9 protein-coding genes and 3 pseudogenes are annotated in these 11,670 nt (G+C 34.9%); 1 reads left to right on the top strand and 11 read right to left on the bottom strand.

Going from position 1 to position 11,670, the window contains the following annotated elements:
- Positions 1–158: 158 nt before the first annotated feature.
- From tnpA to THESIDRAFT1_RS07665, 11 genes and pseudogenes are all read right to left on the bottom strand, one after another.
- Positions 159–612, bottom strand: a pseudogene (tnpA, locus tag THESIDRAFT1_RS07715) (IS200/IS605 family transposase).
- A 186-nt stretch (positions 613–798) separates the two neighbouring features.
- On the bottom strand, positions 799–1,977 hold the full coding sequence (locus tag THESIDRAFT1_RS07710; protein WP_006570017.1) for an acetyl-CoA C-acetyltransferase: 1,179 nt from the start codon (positions 1,975–1,977) through the stop codon (positions 799–801).
- A gap of 15 nt (positions 1,978–1,992) precedes the next feature.
- A complete protein-coding gene (gene coaD, locus THESIDRAFT1_RS07705; RefSeq protein ID WP_006570016.1) occupies positions 1,993–2,472 on the bottom strand; it encodes a pantetheine-phosphate adenylyltransferase in 480 nt (159 codons plus the stop codon).
- A 30-nt stretch (positions 2,473–2,502) separates the two neighbouring features.
- A pseudogene (locus THESIDRAFT1_RS07700) lies at positions 2,503–3,347 on the bottom strand (3-hydroxybutyryl-CoA dehydrogenase).
- An 82-nt stretch (positions 3,348–3,429) separates the two neighbouring features.
- The gene (locus THESIDRAFT1_RS07695; protein ID WP_006570014.1) at positions 3,430–4,437 is read right to left on the bottom strand and encodes an electron transfer flavoprotein subunit alpha/FixB family protein; all 1,008 of its coding nucleotides are present in this window, start codon (positions 4,435–4,437) and stop codon (positions 3,430–3,432) included.
- 15 nt (positions 4,438–4,452) lie between these two features.
- The gene (locus THESIDRAFT1_RS07690; RefSeq protein ID WP_006570013.1) at positions 4,453–5,235 is read right to left on the bottom strand and encodes an electron transfer flavoprotein subunit beta/FixA family protein; all 783 of its coding nucleotides are present in this window, start codon (positions 5,233–5,235) and stop codon (positions 4,453–4,455) included.
- A 12-nt stretch (positions 5,236–5,247) separates the two neighbouring features.
- Entirely contained in the window at positions 5,248–6,390 is a 1,143-nt protein-coding gene (locus THESIDRAFT1_RS07685) for an acyl-CoA dehydrogenase (protein ID WP_006570012.1), read from the bottom strand.
- A gap of 77 nt (positions 6,391–6,467) precedes the next feature.
- A complete protein-coding gene (locus THESIDRAFT1_RS07680; RefSeq protein ID WP_006570011.1) occupies positions 6,468–7,250 on the bottom strand; it encodes a short-chain-enoyl-CoA hydratase in 783 nt (260 codons plus the stop codon).
- A gap of 84 nt (positions 7,251–7,334) precedes the next feature.
- Positions 7,335–8,009, bottom strand: coding sequence for a redox-sensing transcriptional repressor Rex (locus tag THESIDRAFT1_RS07675; RefSeq protein WP_006570010.1), 675 nt, complete (start codon positions 8,007–8,009; stop codon positions 7,335–7,337).
- 123 nt (positions 8,010–8,132) lie between these two features.
- Entirely contained in the window at positions 8,133–8,852 is a 720-nt protein-coding gene (locus THESIDRAFT1_RS07670; protein ID WP_006570009.1) for an OmpA/MotB family protein, read from the bottom strand.
- Positions 8,833–9,654: a flagellar motor protein gene (locus THESIDRAFT1_RS07665; RefSeq protein WP_003869322.1), complete on the bottom strand. Its 822-nt coding sequence runs from the start codon at positions 9,652–9,654 to the stop codon at positions 8,833–8,835. The genes THESIDRAFT1_RS07670 and THESIDRAFT1_RS07665 overlap by 20 nt, the downstream gene beginning before the upstream one ends.
- Before the next feature lie 125 nt (positions 9,655–9,779).
- On the opposite strand from THESIDRAFT1_RS07665, the pseudogene abc-f reads away from it, so the two are divergent.
- A pseudogene (abc-f, locus tag THESIDRAFT1_RS14755) lies at positions 9,780–11,665 on the top strand (ribosomal protection-like ABC-F family protein).
- Positions 11,666–11,670 lie beyond the last annotated feature (5 nt).

The raw sequence follows: 11,670 nt of genomic DNA, 5'->3' as shown, positions 1-11,670 counted from the left end.
CTTCAGCAAAAAATAGCACCATCCATCTAACGGGTGTCAGCTCTGAGGCTGTAAGCCTCTGTTACCGGCCAGCGTCTAAAGACGCTGGCTTTCACTTTGTTCAAGCCACTATGCCTTTGCCCCTTTTGCCGCTCCTAAAGGGACGAACGTATTACCGGCTACCCATTAAATGGGTCCTCATACTCTTTTACACTTAATTTATCCAACATGATGTCATATTTCTCCTGCTCTTGTATATACTTTTTGATAGTTGCCTCATTAAGCCCTACCGTGCTTACATAATATTCTTCTGCCCAAAAATGTCTATTCCCAAATTTGTACTTTAATAAGTTTGCATGTTTGTCAAATATCATCAATGCACTCTTACTTTTTAGGTATCCCATAAAACTTGACACGCTCATCTTCGGTGGTATACTCACTAACATGTGTACATGATCTGGCATAAGATGCCCTTCGATTATTTACACTCCTTTACATATAATTGCATAACTGCTTTAAAATATCTCTTATAGTTGGTAGTGTATAATTTTTGTAGGCAAAAAAGATAGTAAAAACACAAAAATAAAAAATACCTGCATAAGTCAGCCGTCCACAGGATCGCCTGCTCTGCAGGTATTTTGTCAAATTAAATTTTCTAATCTATGATACCGGCGATGCCTCTCTTGCACTTTTTATTTCATTAATCAAGATTGGTATTACTTTATATAAGTCACCAACGATACCATAGTCTGCAACCTTAAAAATAGGCGCATTAGGGTCTTTATTTATAGCTACAATTGTCCGTTATTTTTATTTACTTTACATTTCTATAATCATTGATATGCCCATACCACCGCCTATGCAAAGTGTCGCAAGCCCAAGATGGGAACCTCTCTTTTTCATCTCGTAAAGGAGTGTCACTAAAATCCTAGCTCCGCTTGCACCAATAGGATGGCCTAAAGCTATTGCACCACCGTTGACATTTACTTTATTCATGTTAAATTTAAGTTCTTTTGCAACTGCTAACGCTTGGGCTGCAAAAGCTTCATTAGCTTCTATGAGGTCAATGTCTTCAATTTTTAAGCCTGCTTTATCAAGAGCCTTCCTTGTAGAATAAATAGGACCTAATCCCATAACACTTGGGTCAACCCCTGCATAAGCGTAAGACTTAATTGTAGCAAGGGGAGTAATTCCTAACTCTTTTGCTTTGTCTTTTGACATAACAACCACAGCAGCTGCTCCATCGTTTATGCCAGATGCATTTCCTGCTGTAACTGTTCCATTCGGTTTAAAAGCAGGTTTTAATTTAGAAAGAGCCTCTAATGTTGTACCAGGTCTATAATGTTCATCTGTTTTAAATTCTATGGGATCGCCTTTTTTCTGAGGAATTAAAACTGGTACAATTTCATCGTTAAACTTTCCTGATGTAATCGCAGTTTCTGCAAGCTTTTGGCTTCTTAGCGCAAATTCGTCTTGCTCTTCCCTTGTAATTCCATATCTTTCAGCAACATTTTCAGCTGTTATACCCATAAGATATTGATTAAACACATCGGTTAAACCGTCGTATACCATAGAATCCACTATTTTACCATCGTTCATTCTATAGCCAAATCGAGCTTCATTTAAAAGATATGGCGCTCTTGACATATTTTCCATTCCACCAGCAACAACTATTTCTGCATCTCCTGTCATAATAGCCTGTGCTGCCATTGCTACAGTTCTAAGTCCTGATCCACAAACCATATTAATTGTTGCAGATGTTACTTCAACTGGAATTCCTGCTTTCACTGCCGACTGCCTTGCTGGGTTTTGTCCTAGTCCTGCTTGTATTACATTTCCCATAAGCACTTCATCCACTTGTTCAGGAGCAATGTTTGCCCTTTTCAAAGCCTCTTTTATAACAATTGCTCCTAAGTCTACAACAGGAATACCGGCCAAACTACCTCCAAATTTTCCTATTGCAGTTCTCGCACCACTTACAATTACAACTTCTCTCATACAAATCAATCCTCCTTACGGGTTTAACTTTTCCTTTAACTTCTGGGCTACTATTTCAGGCACAAATTTAGAAAAACCCCCTCTGAACTGAGCAATTTCTTTTACTGCACTAGAACTTAAATAACTGTATTGCTCATTTGTCATTAAAAAAACTGTCTCAATTGAAGGATCTAATTTTTTATTAATCAAAGCCATCTGGAATTCATACTCAAAGTCAGAAACCATCCTTAAACCTCTTATTATAACACCAGCTCTTACTTTTTTTGCATAATCTACTAATAAGCCATCAAAGTAATCTATTTGGACATTAGGAATATTTTTTGTTGTAACTTTTAAAAGTTCAATTCTTTCTTCTATTGAAAATAAAGGCTTTTTGATTGGATTTAAAAGTACAGCGACAATTAATTTGTCAAATAAAAGTGCTCCTCTTTTTATAATATCTATATGGCCATATGTAACTGGATCAAAACTTCCTGGATAAATCGCTGTTTTCATGTCAATTCTTTCCTTTTTAGATTATATTCGTTATTTATATTCAAAAAATCCTTTCCCTGTTTTTCTTCCCAAAAGTCCTGCTCTAACCATTTTTCTCAAAAGCGGATGGGGTCTGTATTTTGAATCATTAAATTCTGAATAAAGTGTATCCATTATTGCAAGAACTACGTCATTGCCTATAAGGTCAGAAAGAGCAAGAGGTCCTATGGGATGGTTTGCTCCTAATTTCATCGCTTCATCTATGTCAGATGCAGAAGCTACTCCATCAGCTAAAACTCCTATAGCTTCATTTATCATGGGAATTAAAATCCTGTTTACCACAAAACCAGGAGCTTCATTGACTTCAACAGGAGTCTTACCAAGCTTTTGCGCCAGCTCTTTTACTGTATTAAAAGTCTCTTCAGAAGTCTTCATGCCTTTTATAACTTCTACTAATTTCATGACAGGCACAGGGTTAAAAAAGTGCATTCCGATAACTTTTTCAGGCCTTGCTGTGCTACTTGCTATTTCTGTTATTGAAAGAGAAGAAGTGTTTGTTGCAAGTATTGTACCTTCTTTGCATACGTTATCAAGCTCTTTAAAAATTTGTTTTTTAATCTCCATGTTTTCTATAGCTGCTTCAATAACAAAGTCAACATCTTTCGCCTCATTAATGTCAACAGTGCCTTTTATTCTTCCTAAAACTTTATTTTTTCTTCTTCTGTAATTTTGCCTTTTTCAACACTTCTTTTGAGATTGTTTTCAATTACTCCTAAACCTCTTTCTACAAACTTGATATCTACATCTCTTATTATGACATCGAAACCATTTTCTGCAAATACCTGGGCTATTCCCGAACCCATTGTACCTGCACCGACTACAAATATTTTTTGCATTTTAAAACACCCCTTCTAAATTTATTTATAAGAGGGTCAGCTGCCAAAAGGTCAGCCGCCCTCTTTTTTATATATGCAAAATTCATGCCATCTCGTTATTTTTAATCCTCTTTATTTCCTCTATCAATGCCGGTATTACTTTAAATAAATCTCCAACTATTCCATAATCAGCTACTTTAAAAATAGGTGCATCAGGATTTTTATTTATGGCAACTATCGTTTTTGCATTTCCCATGCCTGCAATATGCTGTATCGCCCCACTAATTCCACAAGCTATATAAAGCTTTGGCCTTACGGTTTTACCTGTCTGCCCCACTTGGTGGTCAGAGGAAATCCATCCTGCATCAACTGCAGCACGAGAAGCTCCTACCACTCCTCCTAAAGCATCAGCTAATTGCTGAATTAGCTTAAATCCTTCTGCTCCTCCTACCCCCCTTCCTCCAGAAACAATAATATCTGCCTCTTCTATATTTACTTTACTCTTCGCTTCTTTTATTATATCAAATATTTGGGTCCTTATGTCACCCTCTTTAATATTTGCCTGTATTTCTATGATTTCTCCTTTGCGCTTTCCGTCTTTTGGAGCTTTTTTCATAACTCCAGGCCTCACCGTCGCCATCTGAGGCCTTCTTTCTGGACATATTATTGTGGCAATGAGATTGCCTCCAAAAGCAGGACGTATTTGTAAAAGCAATCCATTTTCATCTATATCAAGTCCCGTACAGTCTGCTGTAAGGCCAGTGTGCAATCGTGAAGCAATTCTTGGTGCAAGGTCTCTTCCTATATATGTGGCTCCATACAAAATCACTTCTGGCTTTAACTCATTTACAAGGTCTGCAATGACTTTTGCATAGCCTTCTGTCGTATAGTTTTTAAGAAGGGGATTATCTATTACATACACTACATCAGCACCATATTTGATTAATTCATCTGCCAGCCCTTTCACACCATATCCAACTAACACTGCACAAGCTTTTACACCTTTTTTATCAGCAAGTTTTCTCGCTTCTCCTAATATCTCTAAAGATACATTCATTAATCTTTGCTCTCTTTGCTCGGCGAACACCCATATATCTTTGTATTCATTCATTTTTTCCAGCCTCCTTCATATAACATGCTTTTCAACTAATCTTTGGACAAGGTTTTGCACACATTCCTTTACATTGCCTGTAAAAATTTCTCCTGCCCTTTGTGTCTCTGGAGTAGTTGTGGAAATAACTTTTGTAGGAGACCCTTTAAGTCCAACTTCTTGAGGATCTACTCCTAAATCTGCAGCAGTCACAATTTTAACTTCTTTTTCTCTATACGCTTCAAATATTCCCTTTATAGAAGGATACCCTGGAGCATTAAGCTCTTTAATCGCTGTTAAAAGCACAGGCATTTTGACTTTTATGACTTCATATCCGTCTTCAAGTGCTCTTTTTACGATAAGTGTATCACCTTCAATTTCTACTTCTTTAACATATGTCACTTGAGGAATATTAAGCTGTTCAGCCAATTGGGGGCCTACCTGCGCAGTATCCCCATCTATAGCTTGTCTACCACAGAATATTATGTCATAGTCAAATTTTTTAGCCATCTTTGACAAAGTTTTGGCAGTTGCATAAGTATCAGCACCCGCAAATACTCTATCAGTCAAAAGATATGCCTCATCGGCACCCATAGCCAGTGCCTCTCTTAACGCAGTTTCAGCCTGTGGAGGTCCCATTGTTATGACAATAACTTTTGCTCCATATTCTTCTTTAATTCTTATAGCTTCTTCTAAAGCATTTTTATCATCTGGATTTATTATGCTGGGAACTCCTTCTCTTATAAGGGTTTTTGTAACCGGATCTATCTTGACTTCATTAGTATCAGGCACTTGTTTTATAAACACAAGTATATTCATGGCAATTCCTCCTTACATCTTTAATAAATTCGAGGCTATGACCATCTTTTGAACTTCTGAAGTACCTTCATATATTTCTGTTATCTTTGCGTCTCTCATTAATCTCTCAACTGGATAATCTTTTGTATAGCCGTATCCACCAAAAATTTGTACTGCCTTTGTAGTAACTTCCATGGCTGTCTCAGAAGCAAAAAGCTTTGCCATAGCTGCTTCCATCGTATAACTTAAATTGTTTTGCTTTCTCCATGCAGCGTAGTAAACAAGATGTCTAGCTGCACTTACTTTTGTAGCCATTTCGGCAATATACCACTGTAAGCCCTGAAATTTCCCTATAGGCCTTCCAAATTGTTGCCTCTCTTTTACATATTTTGTGACCTCGTCTAACGCTGCCTGAGCTATTCCTAAGGCTTGAGCGCCAATACCTATTCTTCCGCCGTCCAAAGTCACCATTGCTATCTTAAACCCTTCTCCTTCTTTGCCAAGTAGGTTTTCTTTAGGCACTACACAGTCTTCAAATACCAATTCTGCTGCCCTCGAGCCTCTTATGCCCATTTTTTCTTCTACTTTTCCTATATAAAAACCGGGAAAATCTTTTTCTATAATAAAAGCACTTATTCCTTTAGTACCTTTAGATTTATCGGTCATAGCAAAAACTATATATACATCTGCCTTTCCGCCGTTGGTTATAAAAATCTTAGAGCCGTTTAAAATGTAATGATCTCCTTCTAATACTGCTGTCGTTTGCTGAGCTGCTGCATCAGTTCCAGCATTAGGCTCTGTAAGCGCAAAAGCCCCTAACTTTTCTCCTTTTGCCAATGGTATTAAGTATTTCTCTTTCTGTTCTTTTGTTCCCCACTGGAAAATAGGAAAACATGCCAATGATGTATGAGCAGACAATATTACGCCTGTAGCTGCACAAGCGCGTGATATCTCTTCCACTGCAATAATATAACTTATATAATCTCCTCCTGCTCCTCCATATTCCTTTGGATATGGAATTCCCATCATATCAGCTTTCGCCATTTTTTTGACATTATCCCAGGGAAATTCACCCGTTAAATCAATTTCCTTTGCTTTAGGTGCAATCTCTTTTTCAGCAAATTCTCTTAATATTTTCCTTACCATTTGTTGTTCTTTCGTCAATGAAAAATCCATTAAAACTCCTCCTTTTTTGATATTTTTTTAACACTTAAGATTACAGATAAAGGGTTATCACCCTTTATCACCACGTATCACTTATCCACAAATTTAGGAGCTCTTTTTTCCAAAAAAGCTGCCATACCTTCTTTTTGGTCCTCTGTAGCAAAACAAACCGCAAAAGCCTTTGCTTCATAACTCATACCTGTTTCAATATCTGCATTAATCCCTATATTTATAGCTTCTTTTGCAAGCCTTACAGCAATCATCCCCTTTGACATTATCTTTTTCGCAATGTTATAAGCTTCTTCCAATAGTTTTTCTTGCTCTACTACTTTTGAAACAAGTCCTATTCTTAAAGCTTCTTCAGCATCTATCATGTCCCCTGTGTAAATAAGCTCCTTCGCTTTTGACATGCCTACAATTCGAGGTAGTCTTTGTGTGCCTCCAAATCCCGGTATAATACCAAGTCCCACCTCTGGCTGCCCAAATTTTGCATTGTGACTTGCAATCCTTATGTCACAAGCCATTGCCAGTTCACAACCTCCTCCAAGAGCGTAACCATTAACAGCAGCAATAACAGGCTTTTTCATAAGTTCAATCTTTCTAAACACTTTTTGGCCAAACTCAGCAAATTCTTTTGCTTTAAGTGGATTCATATCCTTCATTTCAGAAATGTCCGCTCCCGCTACAAAAGCTTTTTCTCCTGCTCCTGTTATTATTACTACTTTCACCTCCTCATTTTCCTTAACTTCTTCTAAAGCCTGGTCTATTTCTTTAAGAGTTTCTAAATTCAACGCATTCAAAGATTTAGGTCTGTCAATAGCAATGAGGGAAACGCCTTCATTTAGTTCTAGCTTAATATTTTTAAATTCCATAAAAAACCCTCCTTCTTGTTTTATCATTAAAATTTAAAAGCAAAATTCATGCCAAAATTAAAATAGATGGATAGAAAATTTACACTACCCATCTATTTTAGCAGTTTCTCCTTTTAACTTTTTAAAGAGCTCTTCTTCATTTAATCTATATGATACAGTAAATAAACTATCACTTAAATGAACATTTTCTAAAATTACATCATCAGGTACCTTTAAATCTATTGGCGAGAAATTCCAAATCGCCTTAATTCCCGCTCTCACCAGTCTGTCAGCAGTATATTGAGCATTATCTTTGGGAATACATAAAATACCTATGTCGATTTTATTACGGGCTATAAAATCTTCTACTGTTTCTACGTCCATCACTTCAACATCTCTAATTTTAAGCCCAAATAAACGAGGATTAATATCAAAAATCCCCTTTAAATTAAAGCCAGATTTTTCAAAGCTAGTATAATTGGCAATCGCTTGACCAAGATTTCCTGCTCCTATGATGATAGTATTATAAGTTTTATCAAGGCCTAAAATCTTAGTCAAATTATTATAAAGCTCTTCTACATTATAGCCATATCCCTGCTGTCCAAAACCGCCAAAATTATTTAAATCTTGTCTAATTTGAGAAGCAGTAACTCCCATCCTTTCGCTTAATTCTCTAGAAGAAATACGCTTTACATCGTTTTTAAGAAGTTCTTCAAGATATCTATGATATCTTGGGAGCCTTCTTATTACAGCCATTGATACTATAGTCTTTTTGCTCACTGTCCTCACCTCATTCTACTATGTAATTGAATTATATAATATTGTAAATTTTTTGTCAACGTAACAAAAACATAGTAGAATATGAGGAATTCTAAAAAATTTCTGTAATAGCAGTAAAATTTTTTAATTTTGCTGGCTTTTAGGCTCCCATTTATTATATTCTGTATTCATAATGACAATGTCTACTCTTCTATTAAGTCTTCTATGTTCTTCTGAGTCATTTGGAACAACAGGCCTGTATTCCCCATATCCTACTGCTGAAATTCTCTGGGGTTCTATTCCTACTTCATTTACCAATATTTTTACCACATTAGTTGCTCTTATAACAGACAGTTCCCAGTTTGAATCAAACTTACTATTGTGTATAGGGAGATCATCAGTAAATCCTTCCACTCTAATATGGTTTGGAAGAGTTTTTAGCATATTACCTATTTTTATTAAAACATCTTTCTCTTCCGGATGTACATCAGCAGAACCTAAATCAAAAAGAAGAGAATCCTGCATACTTATTACAAGTCCTCTTTCATCTATATAACTTGTTACCATACCTTGAAGATTGTTTTCTTTTATAAAACCGTTCAATTGCTTTTCAATTTCTCCCAAACTATTTTTGTCTCCACTATTACCTTGAACAAAGCTGCTCCCACTATACTGGCCTATCACGTAATCAGTTCCAGTAAAAGTTTTGCTTAAAGAACTGGCAATTTGAGCAAATTTGGTAGCATTAATAGTACTTATAGTATACATCACTATAAAAAATATTAAAAGTAAAGTAATCATATCAGAATAAGTAAGCAGCCATCTTTCGTGATTTGGCTTTGATTCATCTTCCAACCTCTTCATTTAATTCAACACTACCTTTCTGAGGTATATTTTTGCGCTGCGCTTGTGTAATAAATGTCATTAACTTTCTCTCTAAAATCTTTGGATTTTCACCAGCCTGCAGTGAAAGACTTCCTTCTAATATCAATTCTCTTTCCGTCCTTTTAATATGAGCCCTATTTTTTAATTTTTGCGCAATAGGAAGCCACAACAAGTTTGCAGAGCTGACACCATACAGTGTAGCTATAAATGCTACCGCTATAGAAGGACCTAATTTGTCTGGTTCACTTAAATTACTTAACACGTGAACGAGTCCCATAACTGTTCCTATGATACCCATTGTGGGTGCATAACCACCCGCAGATTCAAAAATACCTGCTTCCTTTTTTGCTTCCATATCCTCTATATATATTTTATTCTCCATTGTCGTTCTAATAAGTTCCATATCAGAACCATCAACAACTAATTCTAAACTTTCCTTTAAAATAGGGTCAAATTTTTTTATTTCTTCAGACTCAATCTCTGATTCGAGGCTTAAAAGTCCTTCGCTTCTTGCTTTTTGGGCCAAATAAGTAAAATACTTTATTATCTCAAGGTAATTATCCTTTTCATTTTTAAAAGCTCTCACTAAAAGTCCCGGCACTTTTTTAATTTCATCCATAGAATAAGAAGTTATAGTAGCCCCTATAGTACCCCCAAAAACTATTATAGCAGCAGAAACCCCTATTAACGAAGCAACAGTACCGCCTTCTAATGTAAATCCATAAATCAAAGAACCTACTCCAAGCACTATACCCACTATTGTGGCTATATCCAAGTCCATCACCTTCCATTTAAAAATACACTCATTAATTTTTATCGACACATATTAAAAAAAGTTATAGTTTACTACACTTTTACAAAATAAATTTTTTTTGATATATTTAATATGAACAGGAGGTTATATTTATGGCAATCATAACAGTAAGCAACGTGACAAAAAGTTACGGTATCGATATAATTCTACAAAATATTTCTTTTATAGTCAATGAAGGAGACAAAATAGGAGTAATAGGCGAAAATGGTGCTGGAAAATCCACTCTTTTTAACCTTTTAGCCGGTTTTACTGAAGTTGACAGTGGAACAATTTCAATTTCTGCGAATAAAATTGGATATCTACAGCAAAATACTGTAATTGAATCTGAAAAAAGTATATATGAAGAAGTAAAAACAGTTTTTGATGAAATATTCCAATTAGAAAAGCAAATTAAATCTCTAGAGGAAAAAATCTCACAAACAAAAGATTCACATCTACTTGATAAACTTTTTTTGGAATATTCCTTTTTAACAGACAAGTACAATGAATTAGATGGTTATTCTGTAGAAAGTAAAATAAGAGGGGTTTTAAATGGATTAGGATTTAACGTGTCCCAATTTGATACACCTGTATCAACTTTAAGCGGCGGTCAAAAAACCCGTCTTATGCTGGCAAAAACTTTACTTTTAAGTCCAGATGTCCTATTATTAGACGAACCTACCAATCACTTAGACATAAACTCAATAGAATGGCTAGAACAATATTTAAAATTTTATAATGGTACAATTTTAATTATATCCCATGATAGGTATTTCTTGGATAAAATTGTCACTCGAATATTTGAAATTGAAAATACTCATTTAAGTGTTTACGAAGGCAATTACACAGAATATTTAAAAAGAAAAAATTGGAAATGGAAGCAAAGTTAAAAGCTTATGAAGAACAGCAAAAAGAAATAAAAAGAATTAAATCAATTATACAGATTCAAAAAAACCGTAGAACAGAAAAGTCAGTAAAAATGGCAGAAAGCAAGCAAAAACTATTGAAAAAAATGGAAATAATAGAAAAGCCAGTGATAAATAATAAATCTATCAACTTGCGTTTTGATTTCGATTTAGAAAGCGGAAATGATGTATTGACAGTCAAAAATTTGTCTTTACGCTTTGATAGACAAATTTTCTCCAATGTATCTTTTGAAATAAAAAAGGGGAAAAATTGCCCTTTTAGGGCCAAACGGAATAGGAAAAAGCTCTCTTTTAAAAATATTAGTGGGAGAAATTGACAATTTTGAAGGGGAAATTAAATTTGGCACAAACGTAATAACAGGTTATTACGAACAAGAATTTAAAAGTTTAAATGCTGAAAAAACAGTCATTGATGAAATATGGGATGAAAATCCATATCTTACTCAAACAGAAGTGAGGACATTATTAGCTTCTTTTCTTTTTAGAGAAGAAGATGTCTTTAAAACTATCTCTACACTAAGTGGTGGTGAAAAGGCAAGGCTTTCATTGCTAAAGCTCATCCTTTCAAAAGCGAATTTTCTACTTATGGATGAACCAACTAACCATTTAGATTTAAAAGCAAAAGAAGTATTAGAAGAAGCTTTGTTAGATTATACTGGAACTTTATTATTTGTCTCCCATGACAGATATTTTATAGACAAAATTGCTACAAAAGTGATGATTTTGACACCTCAAGGTGTAGAAGTATACTTAGGTAATTACAGCTATTATATAGAAAAGAAAAACCAGCTTAACGAAGAAGAAGAAACAATCAAAAAACAAAAACACAGATAAAAAACGAAAGGTATAAAGAAAGATTAGCTAAACTTAAGTTAAAGCAGCAAAAAGAGTATCTGAAAAACCTTGAAAATTCAATTTATCAAGCTGAAGAAAGAATAAAATATTTGGAAGAAAAAATGTGTGATGCTAAAATTTATAAAACAGGAGAAATTGTAGAAATACAAAAAGAATACAACGCCCTTAAAAGCAAATTAGAAGAAATGTATGAAGAATGGGAAAATTTAAGCGGGTAAAAACC

This window comes from Thermoanaerobacter siderophilus SR4 (assembly GCF_000262445.1).
Taxonomy (GTDB): domain Bacteria; phylum Bacillota; class Thermoanaerobacteria; order Thermoanaerobacterales; family Thermoanaerobacteraceae; genus Thermoanaerobacter; species Thermoanaerobacter ethanolicus.
The sequence above is the reverse complement of the archived record's forward strand: the minus strand, read 5'-3'. Positions and strand labels throughout refer to the sequence as shown.

Coding starts and splice junctions, on each gene's coding strand:
- THESIDRAFT1_RS07710 (WP_006570017.1), bottom strand. CDS start 1,977: ATGAGAGAAGTTGTAATTGTAAGTGGTGCGAGAACTGCAATAGGAAAA.
- coaD (WP_006570016.1), bottom strand. CDS start 2,472: ATGAAAACAGCGATTTATCCAGGAAGTTTTGATCCAGTTACATATGGC.
- THESIDRAFT1_RS07695 (WP_006570014.1), bottom strand. CDS start 4,437: ATGAATGAATACAAAGATATATGGGTGTTCGCCGAGCAAAGAGAGCAA.
- THESIDRAFT1_RS07690 (WP_006570013.1), bottom strand. CDS start 5,235: ATGAATATACTTGTGTTTATAAAACAAGTGCCTGATACTAATGAAGTC.
- THESIDRAFT1_RS07685 (WP_006570012.1), bottom strand. CDS start 6,390: ATGGATTTTTCATTGACGAAAGAACAACAAATGGTAAGGAAAATATTA.
- THESIDRAFT1_RS07680 (WP_006570011.1), bottom strand. CDS start 7,250: ATGGAATTTAAAAATATTAAGCTAGAACTAAATGAAGGCGTTTCCCTC.
- THESIDRAFT1_RS07670 (WP_006570009.1), bottom strand. CDS start 8,852: ATGAAGAGGTTGGAAGATGAATCAAAGCCAAATCACGAAAGATGGCTG.
- THESIDRAFT1_RS07665 (WP_003869322.1), bottom strand. CDS start 9,654: ATGGACTTGGATATAGCCACAATAGTGGGTATAGTGCTTGGAGTAGGT.